We start from the raw sequence: 20,141 nt of genomic DNA, 5'->3' as shown, positions 1-20,141 counted from the left end.
CCTCGCTTTTTCCCGGTACAAGCCACAGTTTTATCCTGGTATAAGAATCACCACGATGTCTGACGATCCGCTCCAGCTTCCCGCTCCGCCGGCTTCGCGCGACAGCGAACTCGGCGCCTTCCTGCGCAGCCACCGCGAGCGCCTGACGCCGGCCGAGATCGGCCTGCCGGCAGGGCGCCGGCGCCGCACGCCCGGGCTGCGCCGCGAGGAAGTGGCGCAACTGGCGGGGCTCAGTGCGACATGGGTGACGTGGCTGGAGCAGGGCCGGCCGGTGACGATGTCGGCGCGGGCGCTCAACAGCCTTGCGCAGGCGCTGCGGTTGTCGCGGGCGGAGCGCGCCTACCTGTTCGCGCTGGCCGGCAAGCCCGAGCCGCGCGCCGAAACCGATCCGGGCGTGCCACCGGCCCTGCTGGCCAGCGTGCACGCGATTGGCGTACCGGCCTACCTGCTGGACCGCCAATGGACCGCGCTGGCCTGGAACCAGGCGGCCGCCGGGTTGTTCGTGGGATGGCTGGACGAGGGCGCCAGCGAGAAGAACCTGCTGCGCGCGATGTTCCTGTCACCGGGGCTGCAGGCACTGGTGGCCGACTGGCCGCACCGCGCGGCGCGGCTCGTGGCCGAATTCCGCGTGCACAGCCTGCGGCACGCCGAAGACCCGCCGACGCGCGCCCTGATCGAGCAACTGATGGCCGACAGCCCGGCGTTTGCCAACGCGTGGCGTTCGCAGGACGTGGAGGAGCGGCAGGGCGGCCGGCGCGGCTTTCACCATCCGGCACGCGGCCTGATCGCCTTCGAGCAACTGACGCTGGTGCCGCCGGCCGCGCCGGGCATGATGCTGGCGCTGCTGATGCCGGCGGATTGAATTACTTCGGTTGCATCCGGATGGCGCCGTCGAGGCGGATCACCTCGCCATTCATCATCGTGTTGCCGATGATCGCCTGCGCCAGCCGGGCAAACTCGGCCGGGCGGCCCAGGCGCGAGGGGAACGGCACCATCTTGCCGAGCGCGTCCTGCACTTCCTGCGGCATGCCGAGCAGCATCGGGGTTTCGAACAGGCCCGGGGCGATCGTCATGCAGCGCACGCCGTCGCGCGCCAGGTCGCGGGCGATGGCCAGCGTCATGCCCACCACGCCGCCCTTCGATGCCGCATAGGCGGCCTGCCCGATCTGGCCGTCGAACGCCGCCACCGAGGCCGTGTTGATGATGACCCCGCGCTCGCCCTCGGCGTCCGGCGTGTTCTGCACCATCGCGGCGGCGGCCAGCCGGGTCATGTTGAAGGTGCCGACCAGGTTGACGCGAATCGTCTTTTCGAAGGCGTCGAGCGGATGCGGGCCGTTCTTGCCAACCGTCTTCGACGCCACGGCGATCCCGGCACAGTTCACGAGCCCCGCCAGCCGGCCGAGCTTCTGCGCGGCCGCCACGGCTGCCTGGCCATCGGCCTCGGCGCTGACGTCGCATTTGACGAACTGGCCACCCAGCTCCTGCGCCAGCGCGGTGCCGGCTGCCTCGTTGAGGTCGGCGATGACCACCTTGCCGCCCGCCTCCGCCAGCATCCGCGCCGTGCCCGCGCCCAGCCCCGATGCGCCGCCCGTGACGATGAAAACGTTGCCCTGGATCTCCATGCGGTTGTCTCCTGTTGGTGTGTATGGTTTTAGCTTCCGTTTACGTTAACGTAAATTCGCTCTCGGGAGAACACCTCCCAAAACAAAAAAGGCCCAGCCGAAGCCGAGCCTTTTCCGAACCATCGCAGAAACGCCAGATTTACTGCAGCGCCTCGAACACGCTTGCCGTGATCTTGTCCACGTCGCCCACGCCCGAGATCTTGCGATACTGCGGCGGCGCAACCTTGGCCGAGGCGTCGCCCTTGGTGGCCCAGTCGGAGTAGTAGTCGACCAGCGGTCGGGTCTGCTGCGAGTAGACGTCCAGGCGCTTGCGCACCGTCTCTTCCTTGTCGTCGTCGCGCTGGATCAGCGCCTCGCCGGTCTCGTCGTCCACGCCTTCGGCCTTCGGCGGGTTGTAGCGCACATGGTAGGTGCGGCCCGAGGCCACGTGCACGCGGCGGCCGCTCATGCGCTCGATGATCGCGTCGAACGGCACGTCGATTTCGAGCACGTAGTCGATGGCGACGCCGGCTTCCTTCATGGCCTCGGCCTGGGGAATCGTGCGCGGGAAGCCGTCGAACAGATAGCCCTTCTGGCAGTCGGGCTGCTTAAGGCGGTCCTTCACCAGGCCGATAATGATGTCATCCGACACCAGTCCGCCCGCGTCCATCACCTTCTTGGCTTCGATGCCCAGCGGCGTGCCGGCCTTCACCGCGGCACGCAGCATGTCGCCGGTGGAGATTTGCGGAATGCCGAACTTCTCGCAGATGAACTTGGCTTGCGTGCCTTTGCCGGCGCCAGGCGCGCCCAACAGGATCAAACGCATTTACGGGTCCTCAAGGTATTTGAATTCGGTCTGGCGGGGGATAAATGGAGGGTAACGCCGCAACTTGACGCAGGACTTACGCGCGGCGCCGCCCGGCGTGAAGGCCGGGGCAGTTGCCGACGTCCGCTCAGGCGCGGGGCCCGAAGCGCTGCAGCGACTGGCCGGTCTTGTGGACGATGGTCAGCGGTGCGCATCCGGGCGGGCTCGATCTATCTCCCCACCGAGCCTTTTTGGCCGCGCGGGCGGCCAGAGGCTCTGTATCGGCAGGCATTATGCCATGGGCCACCGCCTTTTCGGCCTGCATGCAGGTTGCAGCAGTATGAACTTCAGCGGTTGGCCGCGGTCAATGGCGCCCCGGGAGGCGTCTGGCCAGCCCGTTCAGGGGCCGTCCTGGGCCATGCCCTCGGCCCACAGCGCACGCACGCGTTCGAGGTCGGCCGGCGTGTCGACGCCCGGCGCTGGCGCGGCGGCCGTCACCATCACCCCGATGCGCTCGCCATGCCACATGGCGCGTAACTGCTCCAGCGCCTCCACCAGTTCGACCGGAGAGATCGCCAGCGTCGGAAAGCGCCGCAGGAAGCCCGCGCGATACGCGTAGATGCCCACGTGGCGCAACACCGGCATGGCCGGCAACGCCACCTGCGCCGAGGCGGCGGGCGCGGCGGGCACGCCGGCCCAGGCGTCGCGGGCCCATGGAATCGGCGCCCGGGAGAAGTACAGCGCGCGGCCGGCCTGATCGCAGACCACCTTGACCACATTGGGATTGAAGACATCGGCCGCCTCGGCCAGCGGGTGGGCGGCCGTGGCCATGGCGCAGTCGGGATGGCTGGCCAGGTGCAGCGCCACCTCGTCGATCAGTGTCGGCTCGATCAGCGGCTCGTCGCCCTGCACGTTCACGACGATGGCGTCGTCGGGCAGGCCCAGTCGGGCGGCGACTTCCGCGAGCCGATCGGTGCCTGACGGGTGGTCGGCGCGCGTCAGCACGGCCTCCACGCCATGGGCGGCGCAGGCGGCGGCCACCTCGGGGGCGTCAGTCGCCACCACGGTGCGCTGCGCGGACGAGGCGCGCGCGCGCTCGGCCACGCGCACGATCATCGGGTGTCCGCCGATATCGGCCAGCGGCTTGTTCGGCAGGCGGGTCGAGGCCAGCCGGGCCGGAATCACGACGGTAAAGGCGGGAACGCTCATGGTGCGGATGCCCGTGCCGTTCAGTTGCCGGCGCCGGACGGCTCCACCGGGATCACGCGGCCCGGCACGGACTGGCGGGCCTCGTCGGCCAGCATGACGGGGATCCCGTCGCGGATCGGATAGGCCAGCTTGTCGACATGGCAGATCAGTTCCTGGGCGGCGCGGTCATGTTCCAGCTTGCCCTTGCACAGCGGGCAGACGAGGATTTCAAGCAGCCGGTTGTCCATCCTGGTGTTCCTTGTCTAGGCCGTTCGTCGCACCAGTGGCTTGCCCGGTGGTGACGGGCGTGGCGACGGACGGGTTGCGCGCCAGCACGGCGCGGCGGATTTTGTCGATCAGGCCCGCGTCGATCACGGGCGTGGTGGGCACGACCCAGATCCTCGGGTCGTCAAAGCGCTCGCATTTTACGGCATCCTTCTCGGTGATCAGGATCACGTCGGCGGCGAGCGCGGCGTCGTTGCCGGCGAACGGGTCGTCGGCGAAGTCGTAGTGGTCGGGCAGTGGCAGCGTGGCGGCGGGCGAGACACCGGCGCGGCGCAGGCTGGCGAAGAAGCGCTCCGGGTTGCCGATGCCGGCCGCCGCCAGCACGCGCTTGCCGGCGAAGTGCGAGACCGGGCGCGCCATCGTGGGGTCGTTGAGCTGCCAGGCGTCGTCGAGTTCCAGGCGCATGCCGTAGACATCGGGTTTGTCGGGCGTGGCCTTGAAATTGGGGTCGTTGATCAGCGTGGCGTCGCGCGGGCGGTCCAGCGGCTCGCGCAGCGGGCCCGCCGGCAGCAGCATGCCGTTGCCGCCCATGCGGGCGTCGAACATCACGATCTCGAAATCGCGCTGCAGGCGGTAGTGCTGCAGGCCATCGTCGAGCAGCAGCACGTTGACGCCGGGGTGCGACACCAGCATGGTCTGCGCGCACAGCGCGCGGTCCGGGAAGACCCAGACCGGCACGTCGGTGGCGCGGGCGATCAGCAGCGGCTCGTCGCCGACGTCCGCCGCCTTCGAGTCGGCCTTGACGCGGCGCGGATGCTTCAGCGTCACCCCGTAGCCACGCGACACCACGCCGGGCCGCATGCCGGCCTCGGCCAGCGCCTGGGCCAGCGCAATCACGGCCGGCGTCTTGCCGGTGCCGCCCACGGTGACGTTGCCGACCACGATCACCGGCATCGGCAGCCGCGTGGACCGGAACCAGCCGCGCCGGTAGCCCAGGCGGCGCACGCGTGCGATGACCCCGAACAGCAGCGAGAACGGCCACATCAGCCAGGCGAACCAGCCGCGGTGCTGCCACTGGGCAGTCACGAACTCGGCAAGGGTATGTCGGGGAATGGGCATGAACGGGACCGATGGAAAAGGACGATGCCACCGCAGGGGTGGCACCGGTCGAATGCAGACATTATGGGCACTGCGCAGCGCATGCGGCAAGCGTGCCGTCCATCGGCGCGCCGCGCGGGCCCGGGGCGGCGTCAGCGCTGCCCGGCGGACTGGCTGGCCTGGGTGGCGAACGTCAGCCGCGACAGACCGGCCACGCGGGCCGCTTCCATCACGTTGATCACGGCCTGGTGGGTGGCCTGTGCGTCGGCGTTGACGATGACCACCGGAGGCGGACCATCCGCGGCCGGGCCGGCGGCGTGGCGCAGCTGGTCGGCCAGGCTCGTCACGTCCTTCTGTTCGAGCACCTGCTTGTTGACGGAGTAGACCCCGCGTGCCGAGATCGACACCACGATCTCGGCGGGGCGCTGCTGCGCGCGCTCGGCGTCGGCGGTGGGCAGCTGGATCTGCAGTTCGGTAAAGCGCGAGTACGTGGTCGAGATCATCAGGAAGATCAGGATCACGAGCAGTACGTCGATGAGCGGGATCAGGTTGATCTCCGGCTCCTCGCGCCGCTGGCGGGAACGGAAGCGCATGGCGGGTTTCCGGTGCGCGTCAGGCCCGCCGCTGCGGCAGGATGGCGTCGAGGAACGCGGTGGCGCGGAATTCCAGTTCGGCCACGTAGTCGTCGACCAGGCGGCGGAAATAGCGCCAGAACACCAGCGCCGGGATGGCCACGATCAGGCCGAAGGCCGTGTTGTAGAGCGCCACGGAGATGCCGTGGGCCAGTTGTTCGGGGTTGGCGCCGGTGCCGCCCTGGCTGCCGAAGATCTCGATCATGCCGATCACGGTGCCCAGCAGGCCCATCAGCGGCGCCACCGAGGCGATCGTGCCGAGCGCGTTCAGGTAGCGCTCCAGGTCATGGGCCACGATGCGGCCGGCTTCCTCGACCACGTCCTTGGCCGCGTCGCGCGAGGTCTGCGGCTGCAGCACGACATGGCGCAGGCCGGCGGCCAGCACGCGGCCCAGCGGCGAGTTCTTTTCGAGGTTGTTGACCACGTCGGGCGTGGCCTTGCGCTGCTGCGCGGCGGACAGCGCCTCTTCGTAGAGGCGCGGGGGCAGCACCTTGCTGCGCTTGAGCGAGACAAAACGTTCGACGATCAGCGCCAGCGCTAGGACCGACGCGAGCAGCAGTGGCCAGATCGGCCAGCCGGCCGCTTGAATGATGGAAAACACGTGGACCCCCGAAATCGACGGACGACAGACCCGAAATGGAAACTCGACGGATGACTACGCGGCAGCCTTTGTTGCGCGTCCGGTTCCGGCGGCGCAAGCGGCGATGCTCGAAAAAATTTCAGGCGCCACTCTACCCCGCGCCGATGGCAGCGGCAAGCCACTCCGGCGCGCGCTGTCTGCGGCTTTCCACACCAACGCGGGACAGTCTTGTGGACCGGTTGTGGACAGCCTTCGGAAAAGGCCGCTAACTCCTTGAATGCAAAGGGAGTCACATCGCCTGCCTGTTTTTTGTGCAATCGCCGGAACGGGCGTTTCCGGCGATGCGCCGCCCCCGCTATCCACAGCGAACCGGGACAGTGTTGTGGACCGGCTGTGGACAGTTGTCGGAGAAGCGTGGCAAGTCATTGATCGAAAAGGAGAAAGCTTGCCGTGCCTAAAAAAAGGGCAAGGGCGGACGCAAAAGCCTGAAGGCTGTCAATCAGACAACGCCGCGCTGTCCACATCGGCGCCGGACAGGCTTGTGGACCGCCTGTGGATAAACCCGGGAGAAGCGACGTAAACCCTTGATTGGTATGGGAGGGCAGTGCTTTGCCTAAAAACCGGGCAAAACCGCCCCGGGCGGGCCGCAGCATGGCAGGTTATGCCGGCGGCGCCTTGGCCGTTGCCGGAGAGGGGTTGCGGCGGTGCCGTATACGTTGTCCACAGGCGCGGCCCTTGACAAATCATTTATCCAAAGCTTCTGTGGATAACTTTGTGAACAAGCCGCTTCCGTTTTTGGTAAGTGGTTGACGCGAAAGGTTTTCTCCTACATTGCCTGTTTTTTGGTCCCGTCTGAAAATGCATAAGAATCAAAGGCTTGTACGGAGTGGCGGGGCTGTGGCGGCCGAACACGCGCCATGATCCATCCCTCTTGACATACCCGTTATGCTGTGGACATGTCCATCCCACGCCGCCTGCGCGGTTGTCGCCCATGTCCCAGAACGAGAACCTTTCGCGTTTTGCGCCGTCTCAGCCGCCCGCGCGGACCCGTGAAGTGATTGCGGTCAGCGAACTGAACCAGGCGATTGCCGGCGTGCTCGAACGCAGCTTTCCGCTGGCATGGGTCAGGGGGGAGATTTCGAACTTCACCCGGGCGGCCAGCGGACACTGGTATTTCTCGCTCAAGGATGCGCGCGCGCAAATCCGCTGCGTGATGTTCCGGGGGCGCAACCAGCATGTGGACTTCACGCCGCGCGAGGGCGAGGCCGTGGAGGTGCGCGCGGTGGTGTCGATGTACGAGGCGCGCGGCGAACTGCAACTCGGCGTGGAAGCCATGCGCCGGGCCGGCCTGGGCAACCTCTACGAGGCTTTTCTCCGGCTCAAGGAGAAACTGGCAGAGGCGGGTCTGTTCGATCCCGAACGCAAGCGCGCGATTCCCGCGCATCCGCGCGCCATTGGCGTGATCACGTCGCTGCAGGCGGCGGCCATGCGCGACGTGCTGACCACGCTGCAGCGGCGCGCGCCGCACGTGCCGGTGGTGGTCTATCCGGTGCCGGTGCAGGGGGCGGGCTCCGCCGGGAAGATCGCCGCGATGATCGACAACGCCAACGCGCGCGGCGAATGCGACGTGCTGATCCTGTGCCGGGGCGGCGGCAGCATCGAGGACCTGTGGTCATTCAACGAGGAAGTGGTGGCGCAGGCGATTGCCCGTAGCCGGCTGCCGCTGGTGTCGGGCGTGGGCCACGAGACCGACTTCACGATTGCCGATTTTGTCGCCGACGTGCGCGCGCCCACGCCCACCGGCGCGGCCGAACTGGTCAGCCCCGATCGCGCCCATCTGCTGCAGGCCGCCCGCCGCGCGCGCGACGCGCTGGCCCAGTGCATGGACCGGCAGCTCGAACGCCGCGCGCAGCACCTGGAGTGGCTGTCGCGGCGGCTGCGCAGCCCCCAGGCGCAACTGCAGGAGCGGCGCGCCCGGGTGGACAACCTGGCCCGGCACCTGCGAGCGGCGCTGCGCGACACGGTGTCGGCCCAGCGGCATCGCCATGACGTGCTGGCCATGCGCTGGCGCGCGCTGAAACCCGATACCGGCGCGGCGCAGGCGGCGCTGGGCCGGCTGGCCGCCCGGCTCGACACGGCGGCCGAACGGCGCCACGAGCGTGAAGCGCAGCGGCTGGCGCGCGTGGCCGGCGCGCTCGAACTGCTGGCGCCGCAGCGCACGCTGGAACGCGGCTACGCGGTGCTGCTCGACCCGCGCGGCCACGCGCTGCGCTCGCCGGCCGAACTGCGGGCCGGCAGCATCGTCGAGGCCCATCTCGCCGAGGGCAGTGCAGACCTGGAGATCGCCGGCGTCCAGCCCAAGCTGGGCACGTTTTGAGACTGATTCTCACTCGACGCGGCGCAAACTAACATGACCCCAGGGGGCTTTCCGGCGCCGTTTGCGCGGGTCTGGCAAGTCACCTACAATCGGCAATTCTCCCCACCAAAACCCAGAGACAGAACAATGGAACACAAGCTCCCCCCGCTTCCGTACGCGCATGATGCCCTGGCTCCGCACATCTCCAAGGAGACGCTGGAGTTCCACCATGACAAGCACCACCAGACCTACGTCACCAACCTGAACAACCTGATCAAGGGCACGGACTTCGAGAACGCCTCGCTGGAAGAGATCGTCAAGAAGTCGTCGGGCGGCATCTTCAACAACGCGGCCCAGGTGTGGAACCACACGTTCTACTGGGAATCGATGAAGCCGAACGGCGGTGGCCAGCCCACCGGCGCCCTGGCCGACGCGATCAACGCCAAGTGGGGTTCGTTCGACAAGTTCAAGGAAGAGTTCACGAAGGTGGCCGTCGGCACCTTCGGTTCGGGCTGGGCCTGGCTGGTCAAGAAGGCCGACGGCTCGCTGGACCTGGTGTCCACCTCGAACGCCGCCACCCCGCTGACGACCGACGCCAAGGCCCTGCTGACCTGCGACGTCTGGGAACACGCCTACTACATCGACTACCGCAATGCCCGTCCGAAGTACGTCGAGGCATTCTGGAACGTCGTGAACTGGGACTTCGCCGCCCAGAACTTCGCCTGAAGCGGCGGCGCGATACTTCGGAAGGTCCGATAGTCCCCCGCGCCAAAGTTGCGAAAAGAGAGCCCTCCGAGTGAGGGCTTTCTTTTTGGCGCCCAGTTCTGCTTCAACGTCTTCTCCCGCACTCCCAGCGTCATGGACAAGCTAGTTGCCCTCAAGACCTTCGTGGAAACCGTGGACGCAAAAGGGTTCTCGGCCGCGGCGCGTCGCATGAACCTCGCCACGTCTTCCGTGACTCGCACCATCGACCAGCTGGAAAGGTCGCTTGGGGCCGTGCTGCTGAACCGATCGACGCGGCAAGTCACCATCACCGAGGCAGGTGCCAGCTACTATCACCACGCGCGCAGAATCCTTGACGCCGTGGAGGAGGCCGACGCCGAAATCGCGGACCGCGGAGATGCGCCGGTGGGTCAACTGCGCGTGTCGCTGCCTGTTGCGTTCGGACGCTGCTGTATATCCCCCTATCTCGGTCAATGGATGGCGCAACATCCACAACTCGAACTGGACGTGCACTTGAGCGACGACATCGTCGACCTTGTCGGAGCAAGAATCGATGTCTCGGTACGCCTTGGCAGTGCCTCGGCCTACGACGAACTCATCGCGCGGGAAGTCGGCGCTTTCCGCCGACTGGTGGTGGCCAGCCCTTCGTACCTGGAGCAACGGCCAGCTATTTCGGACCCGTCTGACCTGGTGGACCATCGTTGCCTGCGTTTCACCTTCGGCTCCCGCGAACAGGTCTGGGCGTTCCGCGAAAGCGGGGCGGAGAAGGACGCCAGCAAACTGGTCGTGCCGGTGCAAGGGCCGATGCGCAGCAACAACATCGAGATTCTGAGGGATGCGGCGCTTGCGGGGCTCGGTATCGGCTTGCTTCCGGATTGGCTGGTCGCCTCGGATATTGCCGATGGTCGGCTGAAACGCTTGTTCAGTGCATGGGAGGTGACGCCAAATCAGTCCAGCTCTACCGTCACGGCGCTCTATCTTCCCAATCACCGAGGGTCCAGGCGCGTGGCCGCCTTCCTTGAGTTCCTGAAGACGCTGCCAGGCCCCACGGGCCTCCACCGGAGTCCGGCGCGCTGAGCGCTATGTCCGGGGCGCAACGTTGTGTTGCGCCCGGTTGCGATTCTCGCAACATCTTCGGATCGGTAACCTCCGTGCATCCCTTCCACTGGAGCACGGAACCATGTCTACCCAGTCCTCCCCGACGCTTGCCAGCGGCGAACATGCACCAATGTCCGCCGGCCTGGTCGGTCTCTTCGCATTGTGCGCGGGCGTGCTGGTCGCCAATCTCTATTACGCACAGCCGATTATCGAGCTGATCGCGCCGGAGATCGGCATGTCGATCGAGCGGGCGAGCGTCATCGTGTCCCTCACGCAGATCGGCTACGCCATCGGACTCTTCTTTCTCGTCCCCCTCGCGGATCTGCTCGAAAATCGCCGCTTGCTGATCATCAGTGGCATCGCTGCGGCGGCAAGCCTGGCGGCTGCGGCATTGTCTTCGCAGCCAAGCATTTTCCTCATGGTGTCGCTGCTGCTCGGGTTGAGCTCGGTGAGCGTGCAGATCCTCATACCGCTGGCCGCGCATCTGGCGCCTGAGGCACTCAGGGGTCGCACTGTCGGCACCATCATGGGAGGCCTGCTTTCCGGGATTCTTCTTTCCCGGCCGCTCTCCAGCATGGCCGCCCAGTGGCTCGGGTGGCGTGCCGTGTTCGTGATTGCTGCAGCGATGACGCTGCTCACGGTCGGCGTCATCGCAGTGACCCTACCTCGTCGCGTCCCCCAGCATCGCGCCAGCTATGCGAGCCTGTTGGCGTCTCTCTGGCACCTGTTCGCGCGCTTCTCGGTCCTGCGTCAACGAGCACTGTTCCAGGGGCTGCTTTTTGCGGCGTTCAGCCTCTTCTGGACTGCGGTGCCCATGGAGCTCGCAGGCCGCCACGGGCTCTCTCAGTCGCAGATTGGCCTGTTTGCCCTGGTCGGGGCGCTGGGCGCCGTGGCGGCCCCCATTGCCGGACGGCTGGCGGATGCCGGACATAGCCGCACCGCTTCCCTGGCTGCCATGGTCACTGCGGCGCTCAGCTTCCTGCCTGGTCTGCTGGGCGGCAGCTTGGCGATCCTGGCGCTTGGGCTGACCGGCGTGTTCCTCGACTTTGCAGTGCAGATGAACATGGTGCTTGGACAGCGCGCGATCTATGCACTGGATGCAGCCAGCCGGGGCCGCCTCAATGCGCTGTACATGACGGCGATCTTTGTTGGTGGCGCGGCAGGATCGGCGATTGCCAGCACGTTGTACACCCGTTTCGGATGGGCTGGCATCGTGGCCACGGGAGGCACACTGGCGCTGGTCTCGCTGGCCGCATTCCTGGCTTCGTCTCGGGGCCAGCAGGTTGCGTGAGGTACCGCACGCCGGGTAGTCCAGAAAAGAGTGCCCTCCATGCGAGGGCTCTCTTGCACTGCGGCCGTCAGTTTCAGGCAGTTGCCTTGGGACTCAACACCGCCTTGCAGGCAATCTCGATCAACTGCGGCGGCATCGCCAGGCGGGAGACGCCAATCAGGTTGCTGGCGCATTGCGGGCGTTCTGTGCCGTACGCTGCCTTGCGAACCTTGCCTGCCACCGCGAAGGCGGCGTCCACATCGAGAACGTAGACCGTTTCTTCGACCACATTGTCCAGCGTTGCGCCGAACCGGCCGAGCAGGGTGGCGAGGTTCTCGTAGGTTGCGCGCATCTGGGCTTCCATGGTGGAGAAGTCGCTCGGCTTGCCGTTCTCGTCAAGCCTGGCCGGCGCGATCAGATTGCCGCTGCTGTCGTGGCTGAGCTGACCGGACACATAGATCTCGTTGCCTACCTGCACGGCTTGCGCATAGCCATATGCGTCTTCCCATGGAACGCCCCAGTAGGCGGTTTTCTTCTCGGGCGAACCCGGTTGCGTGCTCATGCTTACCTCCTTGAGAAATGGCAGCCGCAAAGACCGGCGCCCAGTTTGCAAAAGGGCTTCAGCCTAACATCCAGAAAGCGGTGGTAGCGCGCCAAAACGCGTCTTTTTGCAGCATTTTTTCAAGGAAGAAGACGGCAAGCGCGACCATCGTCCGATCCCGTTACGCCTTTCATCGTAGGCACCCGAGACCTTCGTCGGATCCGGTGGTTGCATGCCGGTGTCTGGTCTCCGCTGCCGCGCGGGAGGTCCGCCGTCAGGCTTCCTCCGTGTTGAACGCGGTCAGGCAATTGAGCTGCAGCGCGCGGATGTTCTCGATCATGAAATCGATGAACACGCGGATACGCGCGGGCAGGTGCTGGCGGCTCAGGTAGCAGATGTAGTGGCCGCGGTCGTCGGGCATGTGGCCGGCCAGCGCCACCACCAGCCGGCCGGCGGCGAGGTGGTCGCAGATCTGGTAGCCCGAGATCTGGGCGATGCCCCAGCCGCGCAGCACGGCGTCGAGCACGAGGTCGGCGTCGTTGAACGTCAGCCGCGCGGTGGGCATGAACTTGCGCACGCGGCCGTCCACCTTGAACTCCCATTCGAAGATGCGGCCGCTGGCAAAGCGGAAGTTGACGCAGTGGTGGCGGGCCAGTTCCTCCACCGTCTGCGGCAGGCCATGCGCCTGCACATAGGACGGCGCCGCGCATAGCGCCATCTGCATCGGAATCAACTGGCGCGCGATGATGCTCGAATCCTCGATGCGGCCGTTGCGGAACGCCACGTCGATCTGCTCGGCAGCGAAGTCGGTGGGCCGGTCGTCGAGCAGCAGGTCCACGGCGACGTCGGGATAGGCCGACATGAACTTGTCGAGCAGCGGCGCCACGACCTTGCGGCCGAAGCCCACCGTGGAGCTGATGCGCACGAGCCCGCGCGGCGGGCCTTCGCGCAGTTCGAGCAGGTCGTTCATGGCGTCGACGATGTGCGTCACGCCCTGGCTGCAGTTATCGAAGAAGCGCTGGCCTTCGCGCGTGAGCTGCGTGGTGCGCGTCGTGCGCAGGAACAGCCGCGTGCTGAGTTGCGTCTCCAGCTTCTGCACGTTGCGGCTGACCGCCGAGCGGCCGATGCCGAGCCGCTCGCCGGCGCGTGCGAAGCTGCCCTCGCTGGCCACGGCCATGAAGGCCATGATCCCCGCGTAGCTGGCGGCGAAGCTGGTCGAGAGGGCGTCGGCGCGGTTCGGCAGGCTTACGCGGAAGCCGCGCTCGGCCGGTTCGACGGAATCGTCCGCGCCGATCTCCTCGTCTGGCTCCGGCAAGGGCTCCATAGTCGACTCCGACTGGTTCTTGTCTGGCATCACTGGGGTTTCCAAAGAAAGACAATGCGGGGCAGGATGGCCGCCAGGCCAGGCTGGCAAAGGCCCGGCGCGGCGGCATGAAATACGTGGGGGCGAGGCACGCATACGTAAGTACTAGAGGCGTGACCGAGTGCATGAGTGAGGTTGGCGGCGCGCGCTGCTAGGCTGCTTGCACGGACAACTTCACTGCAGAGCGTGCCGCCATGGAACCCGCCAACGCCCCCATCCCGAGCCAGCAGCCCGACACCGGCGTGCCATCGCGCGTGTCGCTTTCCGCCGTCTCGGCTGTCTCGGCTGCCGCGGCGCCGCCCGCGGCCACGCCGGTCATGCTGAACCGCCAGCAGATGTACCCCACGCTGTCGGCCGCCGAGATCGCCCGCATCGCGCCCTATGGCAGCGAGCGCACCTGGCAGGCCGGCGCGCACGTGGTGCGTACCGGCGATCCGGCCAACGGCATGATCCTGGTGCTGGCGGGGCGGGTGCGCATCGTGCAGCGCGACGGCGTGGGCGACAGCGCACTGGTGATCGAACACGGCCCCGGTAACTTCCTGGCCGAGATCGGGCAGTTGTCCGGCATGCCCGAACTCGTCGACGCCATTGCCATCGAGGACGTGCGCGCCATCGTGGTGCGCCCGGCCTGCCTGCGCTCGCTGATGGTGGCCGAGGCCGCGCTCGGCGAGCTGATCATGCAGGCGCTGATCCAGCGCCGCGCCGGGCTGATCCAGCGCGGGCGTGGCCCGACGCTGATCGGCCGGGGTGCCGATGCCGCGTTGATCGATCTGCAGGCGCTGCTGCGCCGGCACAACTATCCGTACTCGGTGCTCGACATCGATGCCGACGAGGGCGCCGCCAACCTGCTCGGCAGGTTTGGCGCCGTGCCCGCCGACCTGCCGCTGCTGATTTGTCCCAACGGCACGGTGCTGCGCCGGCCGGACACCACGCAGGTGCTCGCCTGCCTTGGCCTGCTGCCCGAGATCGACGCCACGCTGGTCTATGACGTCGCGATCATCGGCGCGGGCCCGGCCGGGCTGGCGGCGGCGGTCTACGCGGCGTCCGAGGGGCTGCGCGTGATCGTGCTCGATGCGCTGTCGCCGGGCGGGCAGGCGGGCGCCAGCGCGCGGATCGAGAACTACCTTGGCTTTCCGGCCGGCATCTCGGGGCAGGCATTGACCGCCAACGCCTACGCACAGGCACAGAAGTTCGGCGCCCATATCGCCAGCCCGGTGGAAGTGGCGCGGCTCGAATGCGGTACCGTGCACCGGCTCCGGACGCGCGCCGGCGATGTGATCCAGGCGCGTACCGTCATCATCGCCTCGGGTGCCGCGTACCGGCGCCCGCCGATTCCGCATCGCGTCGATTTCGAGGGACGCGGCATCTATTACTGGGCGTCGCCCGTGGAGGCCAAGCTCTGCGCCGGGCAGGAGGTGGTGCTGGTGGGCGGCGGCAACTCGGCCGGCCAGGCGGCGGTGTTCCTGGGCGCGCAGGCGGCCCATGTGCATGTGGTGATTCGCGGGGCGAGCCTGGAGCAGAGCATGTCGCGCTACCTGATCGACCGCATCGCCGCGCAGCCCAACATCACCGTGCATGCGCGCACCGAGGTAGCCGACCTGGGCGGCGACGATCATCTGGCGGAGGCCGTGCTGCGCCATTGCGATACCGGCCAGCGCCGCACCATGCCGGTGGAGCACGTATTCCTGTTCACCGGCGCCGAGCCCAATACTGGCTGGCTGGGCGGGTGCCGCGTGGGGGTGGATGCCAAGGGCTTCGTGCTGACGGGAACCCAGGCTGGCCTGCCCACCCATACGCTGGAAACCTGCGTGCCGGGCGTGTTCGCCATCGGCGACGTGCGCTCGGGCTCGACCAAGCGCGTGGCCACGGCCGTGGGCGAGGGGGCCGCTGTGGTGTCGCAGATCCACGGCTACCTCGCCGCGGCGCAGGAAGCCGCCTGAGGCGCCGGCGGCAACGGTGTGCACGGCAGGCGCACCACGAAGCGGGCCCCGCCGCCCGGCTGGTTCTCGGCGTGGATGCTGCCGCCATGGTTGGTGACGATGCGGTGGCAGATCGCCAGCCCCATGCCCATGCCGTCGCGCTTGGTGGTGTAGAAGGCGCGGAACAGCGTATCGGCAACGTCCGGCGCGATGCCGCATCCGGCATCGGCAATGGTGATCTCGGCCCACTCTCCGGCCACGGCCAGCGTGACGGCGAGGCGGCGCGTCCCGGGCGGGCAATCGGCCATGGCTTCGAGCGCGTTCAGCAGCAGGTTCAGGAACACCTGCCGCAGCGCCGTCGGATCGGCGGTGACCGATACATCCTCGGAAGGGAGTCCGACGTCGGGCCTGAGCTGCATCCGGCGCAGTTCATCGTCCAGCCAGCGGATGGTGTCGCGCAGCAGCGCCCCGAGCGCCAGCGGTGCACGGGGCCGGGGGGCGGCCGAGGGCGGCGAGGCCAGCGAACGCAGTTCGGAGAGCACGGTGGCTGCCCGCTGGGCGTCGCTGACCATGCGTTCGAGCGAGGCGATGGCGGCGGCGGTGTCGGGTTCGTCCTGGCGCATCCAGCGCAGCGCTGCCTGCCCGCGCGTGACCACCGACGCCACGGGCTGCATGGCCTCGTGGACGATCATGGCGACGGACCGCCCCAGGATGCCGAGGCGGTTCACGTGTTCGGGCTGCATCGGCTGACGGCCTAGGTTGCCGGCGTGCACAGCCGGCCGTGCCCGCTCTTGCCCACCATCGCGAGACGTGCTGGATTCATGCTCGATTCCTTACTGTCGACTGGCTGCGAGGCGCCGCGCGCCGCGCCCGCCTAAGTACTCACCCTGACCAAATTACGGCAAGAAGATGGTAATAACGCGTGCATTTGCCGTAAATGACAGCGTTCCCTTGTTTACTGCCAGATCAGAGGCAGACTTCGCCACGTTTGGCAGGTTTCGGGGCCGATTGGTGAGTTCGAGGAAACGCCGCCTCCCTCCGAGCCGTCTTGTGACCGGTATCGGCGCTCACTAGACTTTCTCTTCATCGTGCCCCTGGGCGCTCCCGATTCGACGATGGAGGAAGACGTGGTCCGTGTGTCCCACCACCTGCCCGCAGAAGGCATGCCGGTCCCGTCCTGGCGCTGGCGCCCACCGTCAGGGGGAGCGATTGCCGGGGCATGTCTGCTTGACGTAACATCCGGTACTTACCGCCCCGCCCACCATGGATCCCAATCTGCCCCCAGTCTCCGGGACCGCTGAAGACATGCCACGCAACATTCTGTTTGTGGCATATCCCGATGTCAGCCTTCTCGACCTTGCCGGACCCCAGACCGTGTTCTGGGCCGCCAGCAACTACGCGCGTGCGCGCGGCATGGCCGGCTACCGCTGCCTGACGGCGAGCTATGCGGGCGGCACCATGTCGAGCGTGGAGGGCACCGTGATGCAGACCCAGTCGCTGTGCGAGTGGGACCCGCGCGTGATCGATACCGTGATCGTGCCGGGCTCGCCCGACATCCTCCAGGTGGCGCGCAACTCCGCGCCGCTGATCGCGTGGCTGCATACGGTGTCCGGCAGCGTGCGGCGCGTGGCCTCGGTGTGCAGCGGGGCGTTCCTGCTGGCCTATGCGGGCCTGCTCGACGGCAAGCGCGCCACGACCCACTGGGCCATGCTCGACCGCTTCAGGGAGCTGTTTCCCACGGTGGACCTCGATCCCGAGGCGATCTTCGTGCAGCAGCAGAACCTGTGGACTTCGGCTGGCGTGACCACCGGCATCGACCTGGCGCTGGCCATGGTGGAGGCCGACTACGGGCACGAGGTGGCGCTCAACGCCGCCAAGGAACTTGCGGTGTACATGAAGCGCCCGGGCGGCCAGCCGCAGCTCAGCGAGATCCTGATCTCGCAGAGCCGCCAGGTGCCGCTGTTCGAGACGCTGCACCTGTGGATCGTGCAGAACCTGTCGCGCCAGGCGCTCGGCGTGGAGCAGTTGGCCGAGCATGTCGGCATGAGTCCGCGCAACTTTGCCCGGGTCTACAAGGAAAAGACCGGCCGCACGCCGGCCAAGGGCGTGGAGCACTTCCGCATGGAGGCGGCGCGCCGGCTGCTGCAGGACCCGGCGCGGCCCATCGACCAGATCTCGCGCGAATGTGGCTTCGGCAGCGAGGAGCGCATGCGCGTGGCGTTCCAGCGGCACTTCGGGCTGTCGCCGAGCGAGTACCGGCTCAAGGTCAACCGCTAGCCGGCTGCCATCCCGTCCCTCCGCCCAGGCACCGCGATTGGTGCGAAATGGGAAACACCGTGCGCCTTGCGTCGGTCTGGTGCATGCCTGGGCCAATGCCTAGCATGAGCGTGGAGTCATTCCACATTTCCCAGACGGAGGCGCATCATGAAAATCGTAGTGATCGGCGGTACGGGCCTGATTGGCAGCAAGGTCGTGGCCCGGCTCAAGGAACACGGCCACGAGGTGGTGGCCGGTGCGCCCAGCACCGGCGTCAATGCGCTGACCGGCGAAGGGCTGGCCGCGGCGCTGGCTGGCGCCAGCGTCGTGGTCGATGTCGCCAACTCGCCCTCGTTCGAGGACAAGGCCGTGCTCGACTTCTTCCAGACCTCGGGCCGCAACCTGGCCGAGGCCGAGAAGGCCGCCGGGGTGGCGCACCATGTGGCGCTGTCGGTGGTGGGGACTCACAAGCTCGAACAAAGCGGCTACTTCCGCGCCAAGAACGCCCAGGAGGGGCTGATCCGCCAGGCGGGTATCCCGTACACGATCGTGCGCGCGACGCAGTTCCTCGAATTCCTCGGCAGCATCGCGCAGTCGGCGGGCGGGGACGACACGATCCGCCTCACACCGGCCCTGATCCAGCCGATTTCCTCCGACGACGTGGCGCTGGCCGTGGCCGACGCTGCGCTGGCAGCGCCCGTCAACGGCATTGTGGAGATCGCTGGTCCCGAAAAATACCGGCTCTGCGACATCGTGGCGCGCTATCTGAAGGCCACCGGCGACGCGCGCACCGTGACCGCCGATCCGGCCGCGGGCTACTTCGGCGCCCCGCTGGAGGAAAGCTCGCTGGTGCCCGAGGGTGCCGCGCGGCTTGGCCGCGTCGGCTTCGAAGAATGGATGCGCACCAACCAGAAGAAGTAGACCGCACCGCACAGGAGACTTCATGGAAAAGGAAGAGAGCCTGCAACCCCCGCCACTGAGCCTGCTTGACCGCTTCCGGGGCGAGAGCTTTACCTCGCTCTACACGACCACGGTCACGGTCTCGGGCGGCGAAGCCAGCCATGGCCGCGCCTCGGGCGTGGCGCGTTCCGACGACGGCAACCTGCTGCTCGACCTGCGCCTGCCGGCGGCGCTGGGCGGGCCGGGCGGCGGCACCAATCCCGAGCAACTGTTCGCGGCGGGGTTTGCCGCGTGCTTCCACGGCGCGCTGAGCCTGATCGTCCGGCGCGAGCGCCTTGACGTCGAAGGGATCTCGGTCGCCGTGCAGGTGGCGTTCGGGCGCGACCCGGTCGATGGCGGCTATGCGCTGGTGGCCGACGTGCGCGTGCGGCTGCCCGGCGTGGACAAGGTGCTGGCCGAGGAACTCGTGCGCGATACCGAGCGCATGTGCCCGTACGCCAAGGTGGCGCGCGAGGGCATGCACTGCGTGGTGACGGTATCGAACTGAGCGGCTGTTGCGATTGGTGCGCGGCGGGCAACAGCGTTGACACCCTGGCGGTACTTCCGCCGCGCCGCGCCGCCACCTACGATGCATTCCACGCGATGCATGACCGCATCGCCCCATCGTCCACCAGGAGAGACCATGACGCAACGTAGCAACTTCTTCGAGCAATCCCCGGAACTGTCGCGCAAGCTCATGGAGCTGAGCGCGCTGTTCCAGAAGACCACGATCGAGCCGCATATCCGCGAGCTGGTCGAGATCCGCGCATCGCAGCTCAACGGCTGCGCGTTCTGCGTGGACATGCATACCAAGATGGCCAAGATCCACGGCGAGCGCGAGCTGCGCCTGTACCACGTGGCCATCTGGCGCGAGTCCACGCTGTTCGCCCCGCGCGAGCGTGCCGCGCTGGCCTGGACCGAGGCCGTGACGCATCTGGACGCGCACGGCGTGTCCGACGAAATCTTCGAGCGCGTGCGCACGCAGTTCAGCGAGAAGGAACTGTCGGACCTGACGTTCCTGGTCGGCTCGATCAACACGTGGAACCGCCTGAACGTGGCGTTCCGCATCGTGCCGGGATCGTCGGACAAGGCGTTCGGCCTCGACAAGGCCGGCCTGGAGTGATGCCATGAAAGCGCTCGTATCCATGACCTCGGCACTGGCGCTGTCGGTGCTGATGGCGGCACCGCCGGCCCGGGCCGCGACGGACGACGTGCAGGTCAAGGACCTGATCGTGAAGCCGCTGCCGGACTATCCCGGCAAGGAAGGGCAGATGATCGTCGTGGAGTACGGGCCCGGTGCGGCCGATCCCGTCCACCGCCACGACGCGCACGGCTTCATCTACGTGCTCGAAGGCAGCATCGTGATGGGTGTGAAGGGCGGCAAGGAAGTCACGCTGAAGCCCGGCGACACCTTCTACGAAGGCCCCGACGACATCCACACCGTGGGCCGCAACGCCAGCAAGACCAAGCCGGCGAAGTTCGTCGTCTTCCTGCTCAAGAAGCAGGGGGCGCCGATCCTGACGCCGGTCAAGTAGCCCGTCTGTCCC

The 20,141-nt window shown here is 67.3% G+C and carries 21 protein-coding genes; 11 read left to right on the top strand and 10 right to left on the bottom strand.

All coding sequences use genetic code 11. From position 1 onward, the window contains the following. The first annotated feature begins 55 nt into the window (after nt 1-55). On the top strand, nt 56-862 hold the full coding sequence (locus tag EV147_RS10225) for a helix-turn-helix transcriptional regulator (RefSeq protein WP_130390961.1): 807 nt from the start codon (nt 56-58) through the stop codon (nt 860-862). Between the two features lies 1 nt (nt 863). Here the strand turns inward: EV147_RS10225 and EV147_RS10220 are convergent, their stop codons facing one another. The 7 genes from EV147_RS10220 to EV147_RS10190 form a co-directional block, all read right to left on the bottom strand. Beyond that, nucleotides 864-1,622, bottom strand: a complete 759-nt coding sequence (locus EV147_RS10220; RefSeq protein ID WP_130390960.1) for a 3-hydroxyacyl-CoA dehydrogenase — start codon at nt 1,620-1,622, stop codon at nt 864-866. A gap of 139 nt (nt 1,623-1,761) precedes the next feature. Then, nucleotides 1,762-2,427: an adenylate kinase gene (adk, locus tag EV147_RS10215; RefSeq protein ID WP_130390959.1), complete on the bottom strand. Its 666-nt coding sequence runs from the start codon at nt 2,425-2,427 to the stop codon at nt 1,762-1,764. Nucleotides 2,428-2,805: 378 nt separating this feature from the next. Then, nucleotides 2,806-3,615 (bottom strand): 3-deoxy-manno-octulosonate cytidylyltransferase, encoded by an 810-nt coding sequence (gene kdsB, locus EV147_RS10210; RefSeq protein ID WP_130390958.1) that lies wholly within the window; start codon nt 3,613-3,615, stop codon nt 2,806-2,808. 20 nt (nt 3,616-3,635) lie between these two features. Then, on the bottom strand, nt 3,636-3,842 hold the full coding sequence (locus tag EV147_RS10205; protein ID WP_130390957.1) for a Trm112 family protein: 207 nt from the start codon (nt 3,840-3,842) through the stop codon (nt 3,636-3,638). Then, the gene (lpxK, locus tag EV147_RS10200) at nt 3,823-4,938 is read right to left on the bottom strand and encodes a tetraacyldisaccharide 4'-kinase (protein WP_130390956.1); all 1,116 of its coding nucleotides are present in this window, start codon (nt 4,936-4,938) and stop codon (nt 3,823-3,825) included. The genes EV147_RS10205 and lpxK overlap by 20 nt, the downstream gene beginning before the upstream one ends. A 131-nt stretch (nt 4,939-5,069) precedes the next feature. After that, on the bottom strand, nt 5,070-5,510 hold the full coding sequence (locus EV147_RS10195; protein ID WP_130390955.1) for an ExbD/TolR family protein: 441 nt from the start codon (nt 5,508-5,510) through the stop codon (nt 5,070-5,072). Between the two features lie 19 nt (nt 5,511-5,529). Beyond that, nucleotides 5,530-6,150 (bottom strand): MotA/TolQ/ExbB proton channel family protein, encoded by a 621-nt coding sequence (locus EV147_RS10190; protein WP_130390954.1) that lies wholly within the window; start codon nt 6,148-6,150, stop codon nt 5,530-5,532. Nucleotides 6,151-7,120: 970 nt separating this feature from the next. Between EV147_RS10190 and xseA the strand changes: the two genes are divergently transcribed. The 4 genes from xseA (at nt 7,121) to EV147_RS10170 (ending at nt 11,597) form a co-directional block, all read left to right on the top strand. Continuing rightward, nucleotides 7,121-8,506: an exodeoxyribonuclease VII large subunit gene (xseA, locus tag EV147_RS10185; RefSeq protein WP_130390953.1), complete on the top strand. Its 1,386-nt coding sequence runs from the start codon at nt 7,121-7,123 to the stop codon at nt 8,504-8,506. A 126-nt stretch (nt 8,507-8,632) separates the two neighbouring features. Then, nucleotides 8,633-9,211, top strand: a complete 579-nt coding sequence (gene sodB / locus EV147_RS10180; RefSeq protein WP_130390952.1) for a superoxide dismutase [Fe] — start codon at nt 8,633-8,635, stop codon at nt 9,209-9,211. 132 nt (nt 9,212-9,343) lie between these two features. Then, entirely contained in the window at nt 9,344-10,285 is a 942-nt protein-coding gene (locus EV147_RS10175; RefSeq protein WP_130390951.1) for a LysR family transcriptional regulator, read from the top strand. 103 nt (nt 10,286-10,388) lie between these two features. Beyond that, nucleotides 10,389-11,597, top strand: coding sequence for an MFS transporter (locus EV147_RS10170; RefSeq protein ID WP_198680198.1), 1,209 nt, complete (start codon nt 10,389-10,391; stop codon nt 11,595-11,597). 73 nt (nt 11,598-11,670) lie between these two features. Here the strand turns inward: EV147_RS10170 and EV147_RS10165 are convergent, their stop codons facing one another. Both EV147_RS10165 and EV147_RS10160 read right to left on the bottom strand, forming a co-directional pair. After that, entirely contained in the window at nt 11,671-12,138 is a 468-nt protein-coding gene (locus EV147_RS10165) for a Rid family hydrolase (RefSeq protein WP_130390950.1), read from the bottom strand. Between the two features lie 253 nt (nt 12,139-12,391). Further along, nucleotides 12,392-13,441: a LysR family transcriptional regulator gene (locus EV147_RS10160; protein WP_130390949.1), complete on the bottom strand. Its 1,050-nt coding sequence runs from the start codon at nt 13,439-13,441 to the stop codon at nt 12,392-12,394. A 233-nt stretch (nt 13,442-13,674) separates the two neighbouring features. On the opposite strand from EV147_RS10160, the gene EV147_RS10155 reads away from it, so the two are divergent. Continuing rightward, a complete protein-coding gene (locus tag EV147_RS10155) occupies nt 13,675-15,420 on the top strand; it encodes an FAD-dependent oxidoreductase (RefSeq protein WP_130390948.1) in 1,746 nt (581 codons plus the stop codon). Here the strand turns inward: EV147_RS10155 and EV147_RS10150 are convergent. Further along, entirely contained in the window at nt 15,390-16,142 is a 753-nt protein-coding gene (locus tag EV147_RS10150) for a sensor histidine kinase (RefSeq protein ID WP_130390947.1), read from the bottom strand. The genes EV147_RS10155 and EV147_RS10150 overlap by 31 nt on opposite strands. A gap of 562 nt (nt 16,143-16,704) precedes the next feature. Here EV147_RS10150 and EV147_RS10145 point away from each other — a divergent pair. The 5 genes from EV147_RS10145 (at nt 16,705) to EV147_RS10125 (ending at nt 20,129) form a co-directional block, all read left to right on the top strand. Beyond that, nucleotides 16,705-17,676, top strand: coding sequence for a GlxA family transcriptional regulator (locus EV147_RS10145; protein WP_235844646.1), 972 nt, complete (start codon nt 16,705-16,707; stop codon nt 17,674-17,676). Nucleotides 17,677-17,823: 147 nt separating this feature from the next. Beyond that, a complete protein-coding gene (locus EV147_RS10140; RefSeq protein ID WP_130390945.1) occupies nt 17,824-18,576 on the top strand; it encodes an SDR family oxidoreductase in 753 nt (250 codons plus the stop codon). Between the two features lie 22 nt (nt 18,577-18,598). Continuing rightward, a complete protein-coding gene (locus EV147_RS10135) occupies nt 18,599-19,102 on the top strand; it encodes an Ohr family peroxiredoxin (RefSeq protein ID WP_130390944.1) in 504 nt (167 codons plus the stop codon). 135 nt (nt 19,103-19,237) lie between these two features. Then, nucleotides 19,238-19,717 carry a carboxymuconolactone decarboxylase family protein gene (locus EV147_RS10130; RefSeq protein ID WP_130390943.1) on the top strand — a complete coding sequence of 160 codons (480 nt, stop codon included), beginning with the start codon at nt 19,238-19,240 and terminating at the stop codon, nt 19,715-19,717. Between the two features lie 4 nt (nt 19,718-19,721). Further along, nucleotides 19,722-20,129 (top strand): cupin domain-containing protein, encoded by a 408-nt coding sequence (locus EV147_RS10125; protein ID WP_130390942.1) that lies wholly within the window; start codon nt 19,722-19,724, stop codon nt 20,127-20,129. The last annotated feature ends 12 nt before the right edge of the window (nt 20,130-20,141 follow it).

The organism is Cupriavidus agavae, assembly GCF_004217045.1.
Lineage (GTDB): Bacteria > Pseudomonadota > Gammaproteobacteria > Burkholderiales > Burkholderiaceae > Cupriavidus > Cupriavidus agavae.
Note: the sequence above shows the minus strand (reverse complement) of the source record. Positions and strands in the feature narration are given on the sequence as shown.